Source organism: Roseibium denhamense, assembly GCF_009711415.1.
GTDB lineage: Bacteria > Pseudomonadota > Alphaproteobacteria > Rhizobiales > Stappiaceae > Roseibium > Roseibium denhamense.
Genome location: NZ_SMLZ01000110.1, coordinates 189,249 through 210,338, shown reverse-complemented (window position 1 = coordinate 210,338; position 21,090 = coordinate 189,249). Strand labels below are relative to the sequence as shown.

At 55.1% G+C, this 21,090-nt stretch carries 18 protein-coding genes and 1 pseudogene; 9 read left to right on the top strand and 10 right to left on the bottom strand.

From position 1 onward, the window contains the following. Positions 1-253: 253 nt before the first annotated feature. Positions 254-1,086 (top strand): annotated as a pseudogene (locus tag E1180_RS14300) (IS3 family transposase); the annotation flags it as partial. 234 nt (positions 1,087-1,320) lie between these two features. On the opposite strand, the gene E1180_RS14295 reads toward E1180_RS14300, so the two are convergent. The 9 genes from E1180_RS14295 to E1180_RS14255 all read right to left on the bottom strand — a co-directional run bounded on the left by E1180_RS14295 (position 1,321) and on the right by E1180_RS14255 (position 9,630). Further along, the gene (locus E1180_RS14295) at positions 1,321-2,298 is read right to left on the bottom strand and encodes an IS110 family RNA-guided transposase (protein WP_425280919.1); all 978 of its coding nucleotides are present in this window, start codon (positions 2,296-2,298) and stop codon (positions 1,321-1,323) included. Continuing rightward, positions 2,295-3,851, bottom strand: a complete 1,557-nt coding sequence (locus E1180_RS14290; RefSeq protein WP_155191885.1) for an ISL3 family transposase — start codon at positions 3,849-3,851, stop codon at positions 2,295-2,297. The genes E1180_RS14295 and E1180_RS14290 overlap by 4 nt, the downstream gene beginning before the upstream one ends. Before the next feature lie 19 nt (positions 3,852-3,870). After that, entirely contained in the window at positions 3,871-4,137 is a 267-nt protein-coding gene (locus E1180_RS14285) for a hypothetical protein (protein WP_155191884.1), read from the bottom strand. Further along, positions 4,134-5,192 (bottom strand): AAA family ATPase, encoded by a 1,059-nt coding sequence (locus E1180_RS14280; protein WP_155191883.1) that lies wholly within the window; start codon positions 5,190-5,192, stop codon positions 4,134-4,136. Before E1180_RS14280 ends, E1180_RS14285 begins: the two co-directional genes overlap by 4 nt. Positions 5,193-5,227: 35 nt before the next feature. Continuing rightward, the gene (locus E1180_RS14275; RefSeq protein WP_155191882.1) at positions 5,228-7,249 is read right to left on the bottom strand and encodes a transposase domain-containing protein; all 2,022 of its coding nucleotides are present in this window, start codon (positions 7,247-7,249) and stop codon (positions 5,228-5,230) included. After that, the gene (locus tag E1180_RS14270) at positions 7,246-7,722 is read right to left on the bottom strand and encodes a hypothetical protein (protein WP_155191881.1); all 477 of its coding nucleotides are present in this window, start codon (positions 7,720-7,722) and stop codon (positions 7,246-7,248) included. The genes E1180_RS14275 and E1180_RS14270 overlap by 4 nt, the downstream gene beginning before the upstream one ends. Further along, on the bottom strand, positions 7,722-8,537 hold the full coding sequence (locus E1180_RS14265; protein ID WP_155191880.1) for a ParB N-terminal domain-containing protein: 816 nt from the start codon (positions 8,535-8,537) through the stop codon (positions 7,722-7,724). Before E1180_RS14265 ends, E1180_RS14270 begins: the two co-directional genes overlap by 1 nt. Continuing rightward, positions 8,537-8,914, bottom strand: coding sequence for a hypothetical protein (locus E1180_RS14260; RefSeq protein WP_244314068.1), 378 nt, complete (start codon positions 8,912-8,914; stop codon positions 8,537-8,539). Before E1180_RS14260 ends, E1180_RS14265 begins: the two co-directional genes overlap by 1 nt. A gap of 419 nt (positions 8,915-9,333) precedes the next feature. Beyond that, the gene (locus tag E1180_RS14255; RefSeq protein WP_155191879.1) at positions 9,334-9,630 is read right to left on the bottom strand and encodes a helix-turn-helix domain-containing protein; all 297 of its coding nucleotides are present in this window, start codon (positions 9,628-9,630) and stop codon (positions 9,334-9,336) included. 153 nt (positions 9,631-9,783) lie between these two features. Here E1180_RS14255 and E1180_RS14250 point away from each other — a divergent pair, with 153 nt between their 5' ends. The 4 genes from E1180_RS14250 to E1180_RS14235 all read left to right on the top strand — a co-directional run bounded on the left by E1180_RS14250 (position 9,784) and on the right by E1180_RS14235 (position 13,888). Then, the gene (locus E1180_RS14250; protein ID WP_283404380.1) at positions 9,784-10,326 is read left to right on the top strand and encodes a helix-turn-helix domain-containing protein; all 543 of its coding nucleotides are present in this window, start codon (positions 9,784-9,786) and stop codon (positions 10,324-10,326) included. Positions 10,327-10,950: 624 nt separating this feature from the next. Continuing rightward, positions 10,951-11,994 (top strand): TRAP transporter substrate-binding protein DctP, encoded by a 1,044-nt coding sequence (dctP, locus tag E1180_RS14245; protein WP_155191878.1) that lies wholly within the window; start codon positions 10,951-10,953, stop codon positions 11,992-11,994. 68 nt (positions 11,995-12,062) lie between these two features. Beyond that, positions 12,063-12,566, top strand: coding sequence for a TRAP transporter small permease subunit (locus E1180_RS14240; RefSeq protein WP_196220599.1), 504 nt, complete (start codon positions 12,063-12,065; stop codon positions 12,564-12,566). A gap of 2 nt (positions 12,567-12,568) precedes the next feature. Beyond that, the gene (locus E1180_RS14235; protein ID WP_155191876.1) at positions 12,569-13,888 is read left to right on the top strand and encodes a TRAP transporter large permease; all 1,320 of its coding nucleotides are present in this window, start codon (positions 12,569-12,571) and stop codon (positions 13,886-13,888) included. Positions 13,889-13,968: 80 nt separating this feature from the next. Here E1180_RS14235 and E1180_RS14230 read toward each other — a convergent pair whose 3' ends face one another. Continuing rightward, positions 13,969-14,874: a LysR substrate-binding domain-containing protein gene (locus E1180_RS14230; protein ID WP_155191875.1), complete on the bottom strand. Its 906-nt coding sequence runs from the start codon at positions 14,872-14,874 to the stop codon at positions 13,969-13,971. Positions 14,875-14,985: 111 nt separating this feature from the next. Between E1180_RS14230 and argE the strand changes: the two genes are divergently transcribed. Genes argE through E1180_RS14210 form a run of 4 tightly spaced genes read left to right on the top strand, consistent with a single transcriptional unit; the run spans position 14,986 to position 20,375 of the window. Beyond that, complete coding sequence (gene argE, locus E1180_RS14225) at positions 14,986-16,149, top strand: acetylornithine deacetylase (RefSeq protein ID WP_196220598.1); 1,164 nt, start codon at positions 14,986-14,988, stop codon at positions 16,147-16,149. Then, a complete protein-coding gene (locus E1180_RS14220) occupies positions 16,131-17,525 on the top strand; it encodes an MmgE/PrpD family protein (protein WP_196220597.1) in 1,395 nt (464 codons plus the stop codon). Before argE ends, E1180_RS14220 begins: the two co-directional genes overlap by 19 nt. Further along, positions 17,525-18,919, top strand: a complete 1,395-nt coding sequence (locus E1180_RS14215; protein ID WP_155191872.1) for an aspartate ammonia-lyase — start codon at positions 17,525-17,527, stop codon at positions 18,917-18,919. The genes E1180_RS14220 and E1180_RS14215 overlap by 1 nt, the downstream gene beginning before the upstream one ends. Positions 18,920-18,959: 40 nt before the next feature. Continuing rightward, entirely contained in the window at positions 18,960-20,375 is a 1,416-nt protein-coding gene (locus tag E1180_RS14210) for an N-acyl-D-amino-acid deacylase family protein (RefSeq protein WP_155191871.1), read from the top strand. Positions 20,376-21,090: the final 715 nt, after the last annotated feature.

Sequence of the window (21,090 nt, the reverse complement as noted above, 5' to 3'; positions counted from 1 at the left end):
TCCCAGTCCGCATACTCTGGGGAACCCTCGGTCCTCACATCACCATTGTACCCATACTCAATCATATGGATCATTACTGACGACTTCTCGGCAAGCACCACAGCATAACTCTCAGGAAGATCCGATCCAGACAGATTTCGTTCATTCCCGAAGTCCGGCCACGCGGCATGGTTGGTGCCGCGGGGGGCACTGAAAGGTGATCCTCCCCCTTTGAAGTGGTCCGCCGTTATGTTTAGGAAATCGGAGGATCAAAATGTCTACGAAACGTCGCAAGCCAGAAGAAATTGTCTCGAAGTTGCGGCAGGTTGAAGTCCTTGTCGGCCAAGGGATGCCGAGGATCGATGCCATTCGACAGGTTCGCATCACCGAACAGACGTTTTACCGTTGGCGCAAGCAGTATGGTGGGATGGGAACCGACCAACTGAAAGAACTCAAACGCCTTCAGAAAGAGAACGAGCGGCTGCGCAAGGCGGTCTCTGACCTGACCCTAGACAAGCTGATCTTGTCAGAGGCCGCAAAGGGAAACTTCTGAGCCCCGCCCGTCGTCGCGCCTGCATCGATCATATCCGCCAACATCTTGGCGTGTCAGAGCGTCGAACCTGCCGTGTTTTGGGTCAGCACCGATCCACGCAGAGGAAATGTCCAGCAGGGCGTGCTGACGAAGAACGTCTTGTGGCGGATATGATTGAGCTGACCCGCCAGTATGGCCGTTACGGCTACCGTCGGATTGCTGCTTTGCTCAGAGAGGCCGGTTGGCATGTGAATGACAAGCGTGTTGAGCGACTTTGGCGACGAGAGGGGCTGAAAGTTCCTATGAAACAACCAAAGAGAGGGCGGCTCTGGCTGAACGACGGATCATGTGTCCGGTTGCGACCAGAGTATCCCAATCATGTCTGGAGTTATGACTTCGTGCATTGCCGAACCAATGAAGGAAAGGCATTCCGGACTCTGAACATCCTGGACGAGTATTCCCGAGAGTGCCTGGCAATCCGGGTGAAGCGAAGGCTGAACGCCACCGACGTGATTGATGTGCTGACGGATCTCTTCATCCTTCGAGGTGTTCCAGCCAACATCAGATCAGACAACGTCCTATGTCGGGAAAAATTGGCTGCTTTAGTCAGCAGGTCATGGGGCATACGGCGTTCCGAATGCCCTGTTACGTTTGCCCAGACGGGCTCTGCCGTCAAGAAATGATCTCTTCCATAGCAAACACAGAGTACGCCTGCTGGCGGCTCTCACCGTCCTCAATACGAGATTCCAAATCCCAAGCAGAAAGCCCGAACATTATCTACGAGGTCAGCAAGCTGCCTCCACGGCTCTTCAGAGAGAGGTCTTTCCGCCTGGGCTCATCCCCTCGAAGAAGGGACGATAGGGTTCGCCGTTCTTGACTACGGCGTGTGCAGTGCGAGCCATCTTGGCAGCGATTGCGGTGTAGGCCTTGCGACGCAGATGAGCATTGTGCCGGTCCCTTGAGATGTAGCGTTCGAACTTGTCGCGGAAACTGTTCGTTTTCTTCAACACTGCTGTCTGGCCAGCCATCCAGAGGGTACGTCGCAGCCGGGCGTTGCCATACTTTGAGATTCGGCTTTGGCCGCGGAACATGCCTGACTGGACGGTGGCGAGATCCATTCCGCAGAACTTCAGGAACTGCTGGTGATGGCGGAAACGACGCAGGTTGCCAGCCTCAGCCAGGATGGTCATGGCGTTGATCGGACCGATGCCGGGAATGGTCGTCAGCAACTGGTAGTCAGATAGATCAGACAGCAGCTTGACCGCTCGGGCCTCAATCTCATCGCGTTGCCGGATCAGGCTGCGCCCCTCGGCCAGTACCAAACGGAACATGCGAACGGCATCAGAATCCGGATGAACCGGTAGGCCAACCGAACCAACAGCAGTAGCGTAAATATCTGAAAGCAGGCGTTCTTTAGACACTTTGCGGCCGACAACCGCCCAGGCATCTGCGATGAAGGCCTCCCGGCTCATGGCGGTGATCATGTGTGGCGATGGGTACTTCTCCAGGAAAGCCAAAAACCAATCCGTCCGCGAGTTTCGATGAAAGCGGTCGGCTTCCGGAAAATATAGCGGCAGGTAATGAGTCAGGATACGGTGCCAGAGTTCGGTCTTTGAGCGTGAAACGATCTCGTGGGTCTTTGATAGCTCCTGGATGTCGGCCGTACCGGTCACCAACGGGTCATGGAAAAACTGCACGGCACCGATCTCCAGCATGTGCAAGATAACCTGGGCATCCTTGGGGTCATTCTTGGCTCTGACGCACTTTTGCTGACGTACAGATCTTATGGTGCACCAATCAAACGCGCTTGCAGCAGATCGAGTTTTACTCGCCCGTACATTTGGCGTTTGATGAGCTTCAGGCGCGTGATCTGTCCCTCAGTTTGCCCATTCGACCAAGGAGAGATGATGGCGTTTCGAACGGCGTCGATATCCTTTTCGACGCCTTTTGCGAAGGATCCGACCAAGCTGTTCTTGGCTGTTTCAAGCCAATCATCAAGCCTGCGTGCTGTCTTCGAGCGGATCATGGATTGGAAGTCGCCGATGGTGTCGCGCGCGGCCACCAGTTCCGGAACACTCATTTCGATCGCCGCCACCAAGACTGCCTCGGACTTCGCCAAATCATCGCGTGCGGCAGTCATCAATCGAGCGATAACCCTTACCGATGGCGTTCGGGCAAGTCCACTCTGGTTGGCCTTCTCTGCCAGCCGGCGGCGCTGCGCCCATTGTGAGACGACACCGCTTTGCCCTGGAAAGCCCTTCTCCCGCATCTCGCGCCAAAGTGCCAAAGCGTTTCGAGCTCCTTCGTCCCAGCGGCCATTGAGCCAAGGCAGCCAGCTATCGAGCGAGCTGGGCCGTGTACGAAAGACATCAAGGCGCTGGCCTCTTAATACGTCGCGGACAAGCTTCCGGCTATGACCGGTTTGCCGCACGATCTGCCGAATGGGGGTGCCCTTTTTCGAAAGCTCGCGGATCGCTTCATTCGTTTCCTGACGGCGCAGATAACCCTCGTATTGCAACTTTTCCGCATAAGTCAAAAGCTCGGGGTCAACGACATTGCTGCCGACCGCTTGCCTGATCTGGCGCATAGACCTGCCGACAGCATCGAGAAAGGCCCGGCTGGAATTCTCCATCAGATGCCAACGGTCAGCGACCTGCTCTGCATCAGGCAAGGCCTTCGCGATGGCCTCACCATAGCCGCCACCCCTGTCGCGAGCGACGATCGATATCGACTGATGTTGGGCAAGCCATGATCGAGACGTATCCAGCGCCCGATCTGGCAAGAGGGTGACAGGCCTCCGCCGTTCCAGGTCGCAAACGATCGTTCCGTAGGTCTGGCCGCGTCGAAAGGCAAAGTCGTCAATGCCTATGACAGTGAGTTCGTCGCTCTGATCGGCAATACGCCGGCGAACCACCCGTAGCAGCGTGTCGTTGCTCACCGGCATCATGAGGCGGTTGGCAAAGGCGGCGGCCGGTCTGCCACCCAGTGCCAGGCCGAGATGATGGACGATTGTTTCCAGTCGCTGGGTACGCCGACCATAGCGAGCCAGCACACTGCCATCGAACTGCTCGCAGAAGATGCGTCGACCGCACAGGACAGCATCGCACCAGAACCGGCGCGCGACTATCTTCAGTTGGACACGCCGACCGGAAAGCGGAAGGTCAGCAGGCCGGCGCACATAACGGCTTTGAACTCTTCGGCTTACTCGCCCGCAGTCCGGACATCTTCCAAAGGGCTGACGCGACCGCAACTGAATTTGAACGCTATCCGCTGCAACCTTCACTTCATCTACTGAAAAGCCGTCAGGCGCGAGGCTCGCGCGCGGAATTCGATGTCGCATAAGCTGATCCTCCAGTGAATCAGCAAAAGCCTGTCTTCAAACAGCAGCAAATGTGAGTCAGAGCCAATTCTCGGTGGAAATACCGGGTCAGTTCTCGGTGAAAATCAACACTGTGAATGGCAAGTTCGGCTTCCAGGTTCTTGGCGAGCCGGAACAGGATCGCAAAGGACCGGGCCAAAACCAGCATTTGACGGGCGGGCAGCGGGGTGCCGGACTTGCCGGCCTCCAGAAAATCCTCATGGAAAGCGTTGAGGCTGTCGCTGAGTTCGGTGGAGACGGCCCTCATGTGACATCCTCCACGTCGCGGTTTTTCCAGGCGGCCTGGATATGATCGACGGTGAGATCCTCGCCGCTTCCCATGGCGATCATGGTGGCAAGTTTCATGGTCTTGTCGATCTGGCGCATGGCGCCGCCCTTCATGCCAATGCCGATCAACAGCTTGACGCAGTCCGGATCGGTGACATTCCAGCCCTGTATGAAGGTGCGCAGATCAGAAACCCGGGGCTTTTCCCGTTTCAGCCGTTTGCCAAGCCGGCTTTTCAGCTGGGCATAGGACGGCCCGTCGTTCTTCTTGGTAAAGCGCCCATAGACCTCGTTGTTGCCGACAAGGGCAACGCCGCATTTATGGACATCGACAAAGTGCCGGAGCTGATTGATGGCATCGTCCACCAGGTTCTGGGCTTCATCGACAATCAGCAGCGAGCCATTGCCGATGCGCTGCAGTTTGCGCCCGATCGCACGGGTCAGCTTGGCCGGATTGTGTTCCATCACGTCCAGCTCGGCGGCAAGTTCCACCAGCATGCCGTGAACGGTCTTGGTCTGCGGGGAAACGGTGGCGATATAAGCATGCGGCCGGGTGGCGCAATAATGGCGGCAGGCTTCGGTCTTGCCGGTTCCGGCCCCTTGCGTGATCATCACCAGGTCCGAGGTCATCTGCGCCCAGGAGAGCGTTTCGATGATTTCCTGCGACATCTGCATTTTCATGAAGCCGGGAGAGGCTGGGATGAGCGAACAGATATCGGCCTGTTCCTCGATGGCATCCAGCCATTTGGAGACGAGTGAATTCTGGTTTTCCAGCCGGCCGGAGTATTTTCCGGAATACCAGACGGAGAATGTGCCGCCTGGCATGCCGACACGGCGGGCAACTTCGCCCATCGACCAGCCGTTTGCACGGGCGACCTCGATGATCCGGTCGACAAGACCCCACCAGATGTCAATGTCATGCCGGGTTCTGTTCGGCCCGGTTTGGGGACCGGTGACCGGACGCTCCCAGGAGGTTTTTCGGAAAGGTGTTGCGCCAGCGGGCGGGTTCTCACCGGCAACGGACGTGTGGGTATTCATGGAGGGATCCCTTAACGGTTCTGGCCTGCGGCCAGTCATGGTTTGCGGGAACCGTACTGAGGACACTTCGGTTCAATCTGTTCTTCAGGTTTCGGATCGATGGGGGCAGACCTTTGCACCAGCTGAAGCGCTCTGGAAAAACTGTGCTCCACGGCATCGGAACTGAGATCTTCAGCTGGTCGTTGTGTGTGCGCAGACGGCCGGATCTTCGTGTCCGGGACCAATCTTGGAATTTTTGGGAGGTGGGGCACCTGCCGGTTTGTTGAGGCCTCTGGCTGGTGCCCCTTGGCATAGATGTCGGCAAGCTGATTTGCGCTGAGCGCGGCATGCGCCCGCCGTTCCTGGTTGACGGCCTTGGTCCAGGCACTGCGCGAGCGTTCATGGCTGCGGGCGGCATCCACATCATGAAAGCCTGTATCGGCGACGCAGTCCGCTTCGCAGATCAGCGCATTGTCCAGGTCATAGATCTTGAGCGGCCTTGTCAGATGGTCCGGATCAAACCTGATGATGACCTTTTTGCCCGCATAGGCGGTGAGGGACGGGTGCCAGAAGCGGTTGCCATAAAGATGGATCTCGCCGTTGCCCTTGCGCGCCTTGAAGGCTTCCGAGGCCAGCAGCCATAGAGATTTCTGAGCCGATGTTGGCCAGCGCACGATGGTTGCCGGATCGGCGAGGCTTGCTTCAAAGGTCTCTTCGAAGGACCGCCCGGCGCAGGTGGACGCTTTTCGGCCCGTCCTGAGATTGTGCTCCTGGATCTGCCGGTCGACGTGGTGTTTCAGATCTTCAAAGGGAACAGCCCGGCTGGCATAGTTCTCCGGTTTTGCATCCGGGCTGTTGCCGGTATAGGCCCCGGCGCAAACAGGATGGCGGGCAATGTCGTCCGTCAGATCGCGGAACGCCCGCTCGATCGGCTTGGACTGGCCGGAAAACGGCTTGGTCCAGGAAAGCTCAATGCCAAGGGCAACCAGAAGCCCGCGCGGGTCCTCATCGCGCACCTTGAAGCGGTAGCGGGTCGGGGCGCCGCCGGTGATCCATTTGGAGGCAAAGGCACGGCCATTATCCAGCGTGATCTTGTCCGGAATGCCATAACGCTCAACCATATCACCAATGGTTAGGCGCACGGTCTCCTTGTTTTCGCTTTCCGACAAGCGCCAGGCGACGAACTTGCCGGAATAAAGATCCTGAAGGGCGATAAGACAGGGCCGGATGATGTCGCCATTCGGCATGCGGGCAAAAACATCAAGCGTGTGGCCATCCATGTTGACCGCTTCCATGGCGTGTAGGTGATGGCGGGTGCGCCGCTGCGCCGGGTATAGCGCCTTGGCCTTGTCGCGGCCCTCGCGGGCCAGAACCTGAACGGCGCGGGGGACTTCAGTGTCGAGACGGCGGCGGAGGGCGCGTTCGGAGGGGATTTTGCCCCAATCGTGTTCTCTGGCAGCGGAGACAACACGGCGATAACAGGCCGACAGGGACGGTTGTTCTGGCCTTAAGTAATCGGATTTGAAGGTTTCCCAGGCGTCTTCGTGGCACTCGGCGCGCTCGGCACGGCGATTGGCCTGCACAGAATTTTTGGGCGCTAGCGCTGCCAGCCAGTCCTCGCGGGGGTGTCCCTGGATCTGGCCATACCAGGCATAGAGGGTGGCAATGGCAATCCCGGCCCGTTTTGCGGCCATGCGCATGGCAGCGGTCTGGTTGAGGCCTGCGAACTTGAGGTCTTCCACCTCCTGAAGGGCGTTTAAACGCTGTTTACAGAGGGTTTTATTGTGCGCTGACAGGGCCTCATAGCGTTTCCAGAGGTCTTTCCGGCGCCGCCTGGCATTCTTGTCGGTGTCTTCCGAAAATTCCTGGGCGAGGATCGACAGCCGCAACTGGGCAGCTCTTGGCAACAGGGCAATGTGATATTCCCGGCCGCCGCCGCGGCCCTGTCGTTTGCGGGCATAAAGCGGATTTTCCTGCCAGCCTTCCGATCGTGCCAGCGCCTCCAGCCCCTGACGGGTCTGCGGCAGGTCCGGTAGACGGACCGCGGCGAGCTCTGACAGGGAAAACCAGCTGGTCATGAGCGGCCCGATCCCCCAGACTTGTGTCTTTTGATGACAACGGGAACAGAACGCAGGGTTTTAAGCTGTTTGGCGAGATCCCGTTGTTCCTGCTGGAGGCGGGCAATCTCGGCAAGACGGGCTTCGTCCCCTTCAAGGATCAAAAGCCCTTCTTCTGAGACGACCAGATCCCAAAGCCAGGTGGCGCCGGTGGCCCGGACGAAGGCCTTGAAGCGCACCAAAGAGATATCGTGGGTTGTCTTGCTCTCGGCGGTATAGGCATCAAGGGAGGCTCTGGAGAGATTGGGAAGCCCCAGATACTGCGCCATACGCGCGGCAATGACGGGCCGGTTGTGAGGGCATTCGCGGATCGCTCGCGCCATCGCCCGTTTGATCTTTGAGCGGAAGCGGTCCGGATCGATGCTCGCCGAGACGCTGCGCACCGGAAACAGCGCTTCCTGAAAGAGATCAAACTGGTCCGGGTGCGGCTTCATTATTCGGCGGCCTCCATTTGAGAAGGCTGGTCCGTCCGCACAATATAGTCGCAAAACCGCTGTCGGGTTTCTGTACCCGCCCGCTGCCAGGCGTTGACAAGATCGGAAAAAGCCTTGGCCTCGGGGTCCGGCCGTTTGGGTTTGGGCCGGTCATCAATGGCGGTCAGCACCATCTTGAGATCCGGTTCCTGTTTGAAAGCGGCAGCAGCCTGTTTCTGTTTGACCGGTTCCAGCCGTGAGAGTTTGAGAAGGGTCGACTGGTTGTCGGCAATCTCCGTGCCTTTGACGGCAGAGCGCAGATCGGCATGCAAGTTGAGAGCGATCTGGCTAAGGCGCTTGATGGTCTTGGGGTGCAGGCCGAGCCGCTTGGCCGTGTGGTCGGAAAACCCATGACTCTCCGAAGGGACAACTTGTCCCTTCGGGTTCCGCGCTGAAATCTTCTGGATTTTACCATGCCGCTCTTCCCAGAGTTCCCGGTATTTGAGAACGGCAACAGCCCGGTCAATGACGGAGAGTTCGTTGCGATGCAGGTTCTCCGCAATCTCCAGAAGCTGAGCGTCAGCCTGGTCGGCTTTGAGGACAAAACAATCGATTGTCTCAATCGCCAGAAGTTCGGTGGCGCGAAGACGATGGAGACCGGCAATCAGGGTGTAGCTGCCGGCTTTGGCCCGGGGCGTTGCCCGGACCGTGATCGGGTTCATCAGACCGTATTCGGCTATCGACCCGGAAATGACACGGGCAAGGTCTTCGTCCAGGTTCCGGAGACGGGTGGAGATCGAGATTTTGGAGAGAGACAGGGACTTGAACTCGGCCATCAGGCAGCCCCCTCCAAATCAGAAGAGGGCAGGGTGCGGTCGACCTGGAAGTGATAGCGCGTGGCAGCTGCCTCGGCGATCTGACTGTAATGCGCGGCAAAGACCGGACACTCCAGACGCTCATTGATGGTCTGAAGCGCCCGGTTGACCGCCTCGCGGGATCGCTCTTGTGAGGAGACAACACGGCGTTTGGGCAAATTGAACTCGGTGACCATCAGGTGCATGACAATCTGGCGGGCAAGGGCTGCATCAAACCAGTCGTGCGGCGGATCAATCACCGCATCGACGCTCAAATGGGGAAAGCCGTCACGTGTCGCAGACACGCATGCGAAATAGACCGAATTCAGCAAGTCCAGGCTGTTGTGGAGGTTCATCATGACAAATCTCCATCAGGAAAAAAGTGGACGCGCCTGCCTGTGGCGGGGGGACAGCAGGCGCGCCGATCCTCAAGCCTCGTCTGAGACGAAGTACAAGACCGAGCCTTGAGAAGATGGGATTCTGTCCGGTGTGGGTTCATGACGGGACACCAGAAATCTGGCTGCAACTGGCCATGACTGCGAAAAGAAGACTGAAAGCCAACACAACAAAAAGAAGCGCTGTCTCATGGCGTGCCGCCGGTATCTTTACGTGTTGCCGGAACGGGTTTTCCGGTCTGCCGGCATTGTCACAGTTATTGTCTAATTCGACAGGCGGTTTTGCCGTTGCGCGCAAGTCGCTGCCGGGCCAGACTTTCTGGAGAAGTTTACAGATCGCATGGGACGCAGCGGCAACAAGGGTTTGGTGAAGCCGGGCCATCTCACGCAGCCTTTGTGGAAGCTGTGCTTGAAGCGGCTTTCTGGCTGGCAGACTCGGCTTCGTATTTGGTAGACAGAATACGGGATGTTCGAATGGGATAGCGGTCCGGGAAGAGATCTTCGACCGGAACGCTCAAGAACCTGGCCAGGGCAGCTTCCGCCTTGCGATGGGTTCTCGCCCAGACACCCCGGAAAGACTTGGGATTGATGCCCTCCCGTATTGCAAGAGCCGTCAGGGTCATGCCCTGGCGATGCAATTCGGCTTTGATGGCGTGTTTATCCCATAGTTTTCCGGTCATCGGATGTCTCCGGCGGCACCGGCTTGTTGCAGCAAGCCGGTTTATGTCGAGGGTGAAAACGCAATCGCGGGGTGCATGTGCAGTCCGCTGCAATTATAGATAAACAACATTCGCGCTTTTGTAAAGCGCAAATGTAGTCTTTGGTGATTTTTTGTGGCTAGACCGGAGAGCGAACCCAAAACTGATTTAGGTCGGCGGCTTCGTGACGTGCGTAAAGCCTGCGCTGTGCCCGATCGTGAGGCCTTCGCGAAGATCCTTGCTGTAAGCAAGAACTCAATTGCTCACTACGAGCGCGGGGAACGAACCCCAGATGCGTCGGTTCTCGAAGCTTATCTTGATCGCTTTGGCGTAAACCTGAATTGGTTGATATCAGGTCAAGGCCCGATGTTCCTGAACGGTGCGCCGCCTGAGCCAGGCGGATCTTCACCCGACAGCGGCAAGCCGATGGTCCAGTCCGATGTCTTTCGCGAGACCGGCAAGCTGGTCCAGGACAGCCACCGGGAAAAGGGCGTGAGCCTGCCCCCCGAAGCCCATCTCGCCGAAACCGTCGCCCGCTATAACGAGTTGAGCGCCGCAGCCGCCAATCCGTCCGATGAAGCCGAGCTCCGCGCGCTGTTCCCCTGGCTGAAACTGCGCATTGCCCGCGATCTCGAAGCCGCCCGGTCTGCCCCCGGCACCGGCAAACGGCCGGCCTGACGCTGGTCCGGGGTGCGCAATAATAACACTGAAAAAATTGCTAATCAATTTTCGGGATTTCGGGAAGGAACTGGCCACGCCGGTTTGATCACGTTCTTGATGTTCCGCTCATAGCCGGTATTCAGGCGTTTCGCGGCGAAGGGGCGGAGTGAGGCCAAAGTGACTTCCTGCGCGGTGCGCTGAGTTTGAACCTTGGGTGGAAAGCGGCCATACACTGCGGTCTGCACCGAAGCCGGTGCAGTGGACTAAGCCCAAGTCTGAACAAGTCTTTCCTGCTTGTTTCTTGCAAAACAGTTGTTTTGTTAGCAACCGATGTTACCATTTGTCGTACTTGCCGAGTGAATAGATCATTATCTGATTGGCCACCAGAAATTCTAATGCCTGATCGATGATTTCTGGGGTTCCGATTTTTGCTTCTCCCAACCGAGGATTAAACGTGCAGGGTGCAGCTCCACTTTACTCGAGCTCACGCTAAGAAATTTGCACTTCTCATGGCCCGGAGCTCTCTGAAGAAAAGCCGAAGCGCCGCGTGAGTTCAGGCAGGTTTTGTAGCTTCCAACCCTGGCGATTGATTGAACCGGACCGCTCTGCGGAAGAGCGTCACTTAACAGGGAGTTCTCGAGAATGCTCACAAAAACCCTCAAACTGGGCACACTGTCTTTCGCCGCAGGATTGGCGATGTCATCCGCGCTGATGGCGCAAAATGTGACTTTGAATTATGCGACGAATACCCCGCCCAACAACGTCCGCGGGGAGGCTGAGTCGATCTTCCTCGAAGAATTGGAGACCGCTTCTGGTGGCGAGATTTCCGTTGTTCCCTATTGGGGTTCGTCACTGATCCAGGGCCGTGAAATCCTTGGCGGTGTGCGGGACGGCATCACAGAGATGGGTTTTGTAAACATCAATTATTACCCGAACCAATTGCTGCTCAACAGTGCCTTCAATCTCTTCCCCAAAGGACCTTCTGACTATGAAGATATCGTCTGGTCGTTCGAACAGATGTACGAACGCATTCCAGAACTGAACGAAGAGTTTGCAAACCAAGGGCAACGGATCGTTCACATGTACGGTGTCACGCCGTATGCTGGCGTGTTCAAATCTGAAGTCACCAGCCTTGAAGCGATGGAAGGTTTGCGCGTACGTGCTGCTAGCCGTTGGTACCTGAACCTTCTAGAGGGCGCCGGTGCGACCCCAGTTTCCATGCCTTGGGGCGACCTTTACCAAGGCCTGCAAACCGGTGCAATCGACGGCGTTTTCACAAACCTGGACGGCATCCATCGCGCAAGCCTCGATGAAGCTGCTCAGAACGTATTCTTTGTACCAGACCTCTGGCTGGCCATTCCGTTCGCCATCACGATCAATGAGAGTAAGTGGCAGTCGCTGACTGACGAGCAAAAAGCCGCTTTTGAGTTGGCTTCTGAACGTGCCACGGCGCGTTACTCAGAGATCTGGAACGCCTCCATCGAAGACATCCTCCAAGCACAGCGCGACGCGGGCTACACGGTCAACGTTGCAGCAATTTCCATTGCAGATGCCTTCGCCGAACTGCCGGAAGTCGCAAACAACCAAGCGACTTGGGCCACCGAGGCGCGGGATGCCGGTGTAAGCGATCCCGAGGCAATTCTTGAGCAATTCAGGACGGTTATTAGCGAAGCAGTCGCTCGCTGACACTCGGAGCAAATCGGAGAAGTGGTACCTGCCAAGGTGCCACTTCTCTCAGGATGGGAGGGAAATTCATGAAATACGTGCTCGACGGAACCACGAATGTGCTCGCCGAAATATGTGGATGGCTGCTTCTAATTGTGATGGGCTTCATCACTACCGATCTTATTAGCCGTGCACTCGGTACGCCCATCTATGGTGTCTCTGAGAGCGCGATGTTTGTAATGATCGCTATTGTTTACCTTGGATTGCCTTACGCTGAAAAAACACAGACCCACGTTCGTGTTGAACTGGTCCTGGATAGGCTACCGACCAAAGCGGCAGCTATCTTGGATTTGCTCGTTTACCTCCTCGTCGCCGGCACCATGATCCTTATTCTTTACGCGGTAGGCTTGAATGCTCAGAACGCATTGGCAAGTCGGCAGGCGATCGCAGGACCAACGCCACTGCTAATTTGGCCCGTGAAGTTCGTCATGGTTGCGGCTCTGGCGCTCTACTGCCTGCAAATCCTCAGCACAGTTTTCGGCATGCTTCGCAAAATCGGCGAAGCCAACCCACAAGAACAGAAAGGGCAGTAGCCATGGATTTTTTTACGACCGTTGGCATACTTGGTGTTGCGGGTCTTCTGTCGCTGCTTCTGGCGGGCATGCATCTTGCCGTGGCATTTTTGTTCGTGGCTTTTAGCGGCGTTTTCGTGCTCCTCAATTGGAATGCTGCAATCGCTCTCGCAGGCGAAACGCTTTATTCTTCCATAGCAACGCCCACCTACACGGTGTTGCCGCTTTTCGTGCTGATGGGGGCTTTCGCAGCAGCAAGCGGGTTTGCTGAACAAGCTTACAAATCGATACACAGAGCGGCGGCCCGCATCCCGGGATCATTGGCTATCGCAACTTCATTCGGGAGCGCAGCATTCGCAACGATTTGCGGTTCATCTCTTGCGACAGCGAGCGTGTTCGGCCGCATCGCCTATCCTGAAATGCGCCGCTACGGATATGATCGCGGGTTCGCGCTGGGTTCGATCGCCAGTTCCGGAACATTCGCCTCAATGATCCCGCCCAGTGGCATGTTCATCCTCTTTGCGATCTTTACGGAAACATCGATTGGGCAGTTGTTCATGGCGGGCATCATTCCAGGTCTGCTTACAGCGACGGTTTATGCCATTTCGATGTATTGGCGCGCGAAGCGAAACCCAAAACTTGCGCCAATTTCTGAAGAAGAACATGCCGTAACCCCAAAAGATCGCGTAAAAGCGCTCAGGGGTTTGTGGCAGATCGCACTTCTTGGAACACTGGTCATCGGCGGGATGTATGCTGGGTTCTTTACTGCAACCGAAGCCGGCGCCATCGGCGCTATTGGAACACTGCTCTTTGGACTAGCAAACGGTCCGCTGCGGAAGCTGGATAACTTCAGAGGGGCGTTGCGGGAGTCTGCGCAAATCACCGCAACTCTGTTCTTTATTATTATCGGTGCGATGTTCTTCAGCAGGTTCTTGGGACTAACCCGCATTCCGTACAACCTAACGCTTTTCTTAGAAAGTTGGGATGTCCATCGCCACTTCATCCTCGCACTGATCCTGCTGACGTGGTTCGTGCTGGGAATGCTGATCGCGCAGACCGCAGTTTTCGCTCTCACATTGCCTATTCTGTTCCCTATCGTTGTAAACTTGGGGTACGATCCGATCTGGTTTTGCGTTGTGGCAATGAAGATGAATGAAATTGCGGGCGTGACACCGCCTGTCGGATTGAATGCATTCGGTCTGGCAGGATCGGCGGGGCCTGACGTCAGGGTGGAGCATGTCTATCGAGGCGTATTCCCTTTCATCATGTGCGACGTTTTCGTACTTATCTTATTGATCATGGTGCCGAGCATTGTGACTTTCCTCCCGAGCATGATGTACTGATAAGACTTTGATCAATTTTTATGCGGCTGGCGATCAATTGCCGGCCGCTTAGCGTTTTACTTTGGCAAAATTTACTTGATCTAGTTCCGCTTCAGCGCCCTTCGGAGCCAATTCTTGAAGGAACGTATAACGGGGTCACTGCTGTTGGAGGGCAGGTGGACAAGGTGGTAACCAGTTTCGAGTTCTATCGTCTTTTCGGTCAGTTGTGTCACCCGCTCAGCAGATAGATCATCGGCGACAAGGCACTCCTTGACCAGTGCGGCTCCTTCGCCATTAATAGCCGCCGCGATCACCATCCATTGTTGCGAAAACTCTCTGAAAACGAGCCCGTCGACTTGCTTCATGCCGAGTAACTTCAGATATTCTGCCCAACCTGGATAGTTGGCAATAAGCCGGGGGTGCCGATCGACAAGCAGTGGCAGGCAAGATATGAACGACAATTCCTCATCAAGCGCTACGTCTTGAACCAGAGTTTTCGATGCCACCAAAACAAGCTTGTCTTTCGCAAGTTCAGTTGAGGCAAATGAACCAAAGTCGCCAGTCCCATACCGGATACCGACATCGCCATCTGACTCTTCGAATTTTCCGAAAAGCTCGGTTGTCTTGACCGATATCTCAATATCCGGCCACTTTTCCCGAAAGTCCTGCAAGCGTGGCATTAGCCATTTCATGGCGAATGAGGACGTTACCGAAACAACAAAACTCTTTCTGACATTTGGACGAGAAATGGCAGAGGTGGCTGCTCGCAGCGTTCCGAATGCAGTGGACACAGCGGCGTAATACTCTAGCCCTTCGTTAGTGAACTCAAGACCCCTGTTGTTGCGACGAAAGAGTTTGCAACCAATCCACTTCTCAAGTTGTGCGATCTGTTGGCTGACGGCTCCTGCAGACACCCCAAGTTCTTGAGCAGCTCTTGCAATGTTGTGGTGTCGGCCGGCCTGTTCAAAGGCACGGACCGCGTTGAGTGGGGGTAGGTTTTCTCTCATCCCTCATCTGTCATCAGAAAATCTAACTTCAAAACGACTATTACTCACTACGTGCCAATGCACAAGTCCGGTAACATCGTCGTCAAGCTTGCAAGATGGAGGACACTCGCGTTGGCAGATGCATCAAAAGAAACGCTCGAAATTCTGTCGCGGCTTGTCGGCTTCGATACGGTCAGCGATCGGTCCAACCTCGGATTGGTTGGTTATGTGGAAGACTACCTCCGCGATCTGGACATTCCTTTTGAAACAATTCCAACCGAGGACGGTACCAAAGCGAGCATTCTTGCGAGGATCGGCCCCCAAAGGCCTGGTGGTGTTATCCTGTCAGCACACTCTGACGTAGTGCCAGTCGAGGGGCAGGATTGGTCTAGCAACCCTTTCGAACTTAGAATTGAAAACGGGCGTGCGTATGGACGTGGTACTTGTGACATGAAAGGTTTCTTTGCGTCTGTCCTCGCCGCTGCTCCGAAATTCAAAGCCGAACACTTGGAGACACCTATATACTTCGCATTTTCCTATGATGAGGAAGTCGGATGTGCAGGCGTTGCTCCGCTGATCCAGAGAATAAGGGAAATCTGCGATGGACCACGAGCATGTATTGTCGGCGAGCCGACCGGCATGGAGCCAGTGACAGCACATACCGGTAAGCAGATATTTCAGTGCGATTTTTTTGGCACGCCGATGCACTCTTCGCTCGCCCCGAGAGGCCGCAATGCAATCACCGCCGCTGCAGAAGTACTCAACGAGCTGAACCGTTTTGTAGCGGAACTATCTTGCTTCAAAACCTCAGATACGCGCTTCCCGATAACGCATCCGACTATAAACGTCGGTACGATCGAGGGTGGCAAAGCAACCAACATTGTGGCCGAGTATTGCAAGTTCGTTGTTGAGTATCGCCACCCGCCGGGGACGCCTGAAAATGCCCTTCGCGACGAGCTGTCGACCATTTTCGCCGCTATCCCCGACCAGATGGGCAGGTTTCGCGAAACAGCTTCTTACCCTTCATTCTTGTTACCCAACGGCTCTCGAGCACTGGACTTGGTTCAGCAGGAGGGAGAACCGCGCCAGACACACGCGGTGAACTATGGAACAGAGGCAGGCTTATTTGCAGAAGCTGGGATCGACACGGTCGTCCTGGGACCAGGTGACATACAGCAGGCACATCAACCAGACGAGTTCATCGAACTTTCAGAGCTCGCTTCATGCGATGCATTTCTGCAGGAGCTCTGCGCAGAGTTATCGAAAGGAACGCTGGCATGTCAGCTTCCAGCCTGATTTCCGCCCATTCTCTCGGTGAATTTGCAGAAGCGGCGTCAGCGCTTCCGCCAATTACTCATCAAGCGGCGCGTGAATCCGCGCAGTTGGCCGTTGCAGACACCATTGCTTGCATCATTGCCGCTGTAGACGATCCCGCAACTTCCATAGTGAGAGAAACTGCTGTCAATACTGGGATGGGCCGGTGTTCCGCTATTGCGACGTCAGCGCCACTTTCCACTGAAGCGGCTGCAATGCTTAACGGCACGGCGGCGCATGCACTTGATTTTGACGACAACTACTTGCCGGCAGTGACCCATGCTTCTGCGGTACTTGTTCCGACACTGCTGGCATTAGGTGAAGAATGTCAGGTCGCAGGGACGGACCTGATTGATGCTTACATTGTAGGGCTTGAGATCCAAGCTTGGCTTGGCGCGCAAATGTCTCCGGACCACTATGTTGCAGGATGGCATGCAACATCGACCATAGGAACGATTGGTGCCGCTGCGGCAGCGGCGCGTTTGCTACGATTGCCGGACGGACAGTTTCGCAATTCGATCAGCATTGCTTGTTCCCTGGCGGGCGGCTCAAAGGTGCAAATGGGGACGATGACAAAGCCGCTGCATGCTGGTCTTGCCGCCCGATCCGGGGTCCTCGCATCAAAACTTGCGCTGGCAGGCATGGAGGCCAATTCAGAACCTATGTCCGGCGAATGGGGCTTTGTTGCCATGCATCATGGCCGACGCGAAACTGCAAGGACAAACCGAACGGATTTCTCCGTAGTAACCGACGGTCTTGCACAAAAGCGCTTTCCCTGTTGTGCCAGTGCACATCGAAGCCTGGACGCGATAGTACAACTGCGGTCGGAGCATGGCTTTGGGCCCGAAGACATTGAAGCGATCGAAACGACGATCCCATCGTCCAATTTCCGTAATTTGCGATTCAATCAGCCCAGGAACGAAAAAGAAGCAAGATTTTCAATGACCTATTGCGCGGCGCTTGCCGCCATTCAAGGTCACCTCAGTCTTTCCGACTTTGAACCTGATGCTGTTAATCGGGCTCCAGTTCGAGAGTTGATGTCTAAAGTGACCATGAAAGATGCTGGACCCGAATCCGATGAAGGTACAGGAATTTGGGATTTTCCTGCACACACACGCATCAGATTGCGGGACGGTTCAGATTTCGAACTGTCCATCGAACAGCCAGTGGGAACCAAATTTTCTCCGTTGAGTTTAAAAGATAATGAGCGAAAATTTGAAGACTGCGTTGGTCAAAAACTATCTGGCGAGAGTAAAGAACATCTGAAAAGCGTGATTAAGAACATCGAAAACCGCCAATTAAATGAACTCACCGGACTTTTAAGAAAGGCGTCCGCCTCAGAACTGGAATCAGTCTGATGAGCACGCCCAAACATCAACGTACCGAAACCGATGCTCTTGGCAGTGTATGCTTACCCAAAGACGCGTATTGGGGTGTGCATACTGAACGTGCAAGGTGTAATTTTGCAATTTCCGGAATCACCCTGGGGCAATATCCGTGCCTTGTCAGTGCGCTTGTCCAGATTAAACATGCCGCCGCCATTACAAATGGTAAGCTCGGCGTAATCGAACCAAATATATCACAAGTCATCCAAGAAGCGTGCATAGATATAGTACGGCAGGATTACACAGAACAATTTGTTGTTGACATGATACAGGGTGGTGCAGGCACTTCCTCAAACATGAACGCGAACGAGGTGATTGCAAACCGGGCAATTGAACTGTGCGGTGGGGTAAAGGGCGATTATCACGTCATACACCCGAACGATCATGTGAATGCATCGCAATCCACGAATGATGTTTACCCAAGCGCGATTAAACTCGCCGTGTTGAAGGAGCTGGATCGCCTTCTTATCCAAATGGAAGCCTTCAAAACGGTCTGTATTGAGAAGCGGGACGAGTTCAGCACGATACTCAAACTGGGCCGCACACAGTTGCAAGACGCGGTTCCAATGACGCTGGGTCAGGAGTTTGGAGCATACTCGACGACGATTGAAGAAGACATCGCAAGGCTCCGGGAAAGCACAGTACATCTATGCGAATTGAATATAGGCGCAACCGCGATCGGGACAGGCATCAACGCTCCTGTTCGCTTTTCGGAGCATTGCGTTGAAGAGCTGAGGAGACTTAGCGGCTTTAACCTTCGCATCGCTGAGAACCTGATTGAAGCGACGTCAGATGCCGGTGGCTTCGTCCTGTTTTCCGGAGTCGTAAAGCGAGCCGCGATCAAGCTTTCGAAGGTCTGCAACGATCTTAGGTTACTGTCCAGCGGGCCGCGTGGTGGGTTAGGAGAAATAAGACTTCCAGCGGTCCAGGCGGGATCGTCAATCATGCCAGGCAAAGTTAACCCGGTCATTCCTGAGGTTGTGAATCAGATTGCGTACATGATTATGGGCAACGACGTGACGATTAGTTGCGCGGCTGAGTCAGGACAACTCCAGCTGAATGCCTTCGAGCCGGTGATTGCCTTTCGACTCCTGAATTCAGTTCGTTTGTTGACGGAAGGGTTTGCCACTCTGACCGACAAGTGCATTCGCGGCGTTGAAGCTGACGCTGAAAAATGCCGACAAAACCTGAATATGAGCATCGGTCTCGCGACGTACCTTAACCCCGAAATTGGCTACGCCGCGTCCTCTGATCTCGCCAAGCAGGCATTGCTAGAGGGGCGGACAATTAGCGACGTGGCCGAAGCATATCAAGAAGGGTTGAGTAGAGCGATCGATCAGGGTTTGTCCATAGCGCAGGGGCAATAAGAGACTTGCAAAGCGGCTGCGCAAGCGAGGATGGACCAATATGGGGTATGATCTCTCTATCCACGACGTCACGATTTTCGACGGGACCGGGGCAGAATCATACGTGGCGAGTGTTACGGTCAACCTTGGCAAAATCGTTAGTATTGGAGCTCCTGAAAAGGCGCGATGCACGATCGATGGTCATGGTTTGGCGCTTGCTCCGGGTTTTATTGATGTTCACACGCATGATGACGTCGCACTCATCGCGACGCCGGATATGCGGAACAAGATTCGTCAAGGTGTGACGACGGTTGTCACCGGGCTCTGCGGCTATTCGGCGGCGCCGTTTCCAAAAGGAAAGCCACCCCCGCAAGAGTACGGTATCTTGCTGCGGAACAATCAAGACACGTTCGAAACCTTCTCAGATTATCTTGAAGCCGTTGAAAAAGCACGTCCGGCCCTCAATTGGCTTCCGCTAGTTGGTCATTCCACGCTGCGAATTGCAGCAATGGAAGATCTGAACCGAACCGCCAATGATGAAGAGATCTGCACAATGTCCCGACTGCTGCGCGATGCAATGGAGGTGGGGGCTGCTGGTCTGTCAACGGGATTGGCCTACGACATGGCGGTGCACGCACAAGAAGACGAGATTGTCTACTTGGCGAGAAATCTTCAGGAATTTGCCGGCCTGCACGTCACTCATATTCGTGATGAAGCAGACGGATTAATTGATGCGACTATGGAAGCGCTGAGAATTGGTCGTCGCGCGAACGTTGGTACCGTGTTCTCGCATCATAAAACGATCGGTTCCCAAAACTGGGGGGCAACGCAGGAGAGTCTAGAAATCATTGATAATGCAAGTTCGCAGCAGGAAATAGCTCTGGACGCCTATCCCTACACTTTCTCTTCAACGTCCCTTACACCAGCCCGCGCCAGGAGGGGCGGTAAGGTGACAATCACTCGCAGCGATCCGATGCCATCAGCGGCCGGTCGTGACCTTGACGAAATCGCAAAAGAACTTGGCTTTACGACGGATCAAGCGGTTGAAGCTCTGATGCCAGCTGGAGCATTGTTTCATAGCATGTGCGAAGATGACGTGTGTCGCGTGCTTTCTCATCCGAAGTGTATGATTGGGTCGGATGGTCTTCCATTTGATCCCGTCCCACATCCCCGACTTACAGATAGCTTTCCGCGGGTGCTCGGGCATTATGTCCGCGATCACAAGGTTCTGACACTCCCGGAGGCAATAAGAAAAATGACTAGTTTGCCGGCTCAAGTTTTCGGGCTGAAATCGCGTGGCGTTATCGAGTTGGGCAACGCGGCTGATTTAGTTCTCTTTGATCCCTCGCGCATTAGAGAGGGAGTTTCATTATCGAATTTTGCCAACGGTATTGAAGCGGTAATTGTTAACGGTGTGGGTGCTGATAAGAGATCTGGACAACGCCTCCGATCACATAGATCGAGCACTGTAGTTTAGCCATTATGCATTAGCCCATTCATATCTATACTTGAATGGTTCGGAAAAAACTGCATTTCTTCGCCGCCCGATGCAAAACAAGTGGTAAAGTATCACGGTTGTTTGGTTATCGAGATCGATACTGGGGCTTTGGTTGGTCCGCTAGATCGAGGCCAGACTGGTTTCAGAGATTGAGTTGTGTCTCAAAATCTTCGCGTTCAGGTTTTGGTTCGTTCCAGTTATTCGCCATACAGGGCACTGATGGCCTTTGTGGGCCGTTACTACCGTTCGGCCACAGATCCGTATTGTCCGCTCTGCGGGCGTTAAACCGGTGTGCGACGAAAGCCCGCTTTTCGACCAATGTTCCATAATGGACGTTATCCGTGACTGGGTGACTTGCATGTTCCCGCTGTCCAAGGGGACAGGGAAGGGACCCTCCAATCTCCGGAAATCGGAGACTTTTGCGTTGAGATCGTGCTCGCCGCGAACGCCATCATCTTAGGTTTGACCGCGGCAAAGCCCAAGCGCCCTGCAAACACCCGTAAACCGCCGATAAATGCGCATTGAACAGCATTTGAAATTCCGGTTATCTGGCGTGCCGGGACATGGATTTACGGGCCCTCGGAGAACGTGAGTGTCAAACGACTGGCTGTTTTCCAATCATCTATCGTCGCTTAACACACTGAATAAATGCATTATTTCGCGAAATCCCACCTAATGCCGGATAATCCCGTCA

What these genes read in the sequence shown, in the direction of transcription:
- E1180_RS14290 (WP_155191885.1), bottom strand. Translation starts at nt 3,851, where the DNA reads ATGCGACATCGAATTCCGCGCGCGAGCCTCGCGCCTGACGGCTTTTCA.
- E1180_RS14285 (WP_155191884.1), bottom strand. Translation starts at nt 4,137, where the DNA reads ATGAGGGCCGTCTCCACCGAACTCAGCGACAGCCTCAACGCTTTCCAT.
- E1180_RS14280 (WP_155191883.1), bottom strand. Translation starts at nt 5,192, where the DNA reads ATGAATACCCACACGTCCGTTGCCGGTGAGAACCCGCCCGCTGGCGCA.
- E1180_RS14275 (WP_155191882.1), bottom strand. Translation starts at nt 7,249, where the DNA reads ATGACCAGCTGGTTTTCCCTGTCAGAGCTCGCCGCGGTCCGTCTACCG.
- E1180_RS14270 (WP_155191881.1), bottom strand. Translation starts at nt 7,722, where the DNA reads ATGAAGCCGCACCCGGACCAGTTTGATCTCTTTCAGGAAGCGCTGTTT.
- E1180_RS14265 (WP_155191880.1), bottom strand. Translation starts at nt 8,537, where the DNA reads ATGGCCGAGTTCAAGTCCCTGTCTCTCTCCAAAATCTCGATCTCCACC.
- E1180_RS14260 (WP_244314068.1), bottom strand. Translation starts at nt 8,914, where the DNA reads ATGATGAACCTCCACAACAGCCTGGACTTGCTGAATTCGGTCTATTTC.
- E1180_RS14255 (WP_155191879.1), bottom strand. Translation starts at nt 9,630, where the DNA reads ATGACCGGAAAACTATGGGATAAACACGCCATCAAAGCCGAATTGCAT.
- dctP (WP_155191878.1), top strand. Translation starts at nt 10,951, where the DNA reads ATGCTCACAAAAACCCTCAAACTGGGCACACTGTCTTTCGCCGCAGGA.
- E1180_RS14240 (WP_196220599.1), top strand. Translation starts at nt 12,063, where the DNA reads ATGAAATACGTGCTCGACGGAACCACGAATGTGCTCGCCGAAATATGT.
- E1180_RS14235 (WP_155191876.1), top strand. Translation starts at nt 12,569, where the DNA reads ATGGATTTTTTTACGACCGTTGGCATACTTGGTGTTGCGGGTCTTCTG.
- E1180_RS14230 (WP_155191875.1), bottom strand. Translation starts at nt 14,874, where the DNA reads ATGAGAGAAAACCTACCCCCACTCAACGCGGTCCGTGCCTTTGAACAG.
- E1180_RS14220 (WP_196220597.1), top strand. Translation starts at nt 16,131, where the DNA reads ATGTCAGCTTCCAGCCTGATTTCCGCCCATTCTCTCGGTGAATTTGCA.
- E1180_RS14215 (WP_155191872.1), top strand. Translation starts at nt 17,525, where the DNA reads ATGAGCACGCCCAAACATCAACGTACCGAAACCGATGCTCTTGGCAGT.
- E1180_RS14210 (WP_155191871.1), top strand. Translation starts at nt 18,960, where the DNA reads ATGGGGTATGATCTCTCTATCCACGACGTCACGATTTTCGACGGGACC.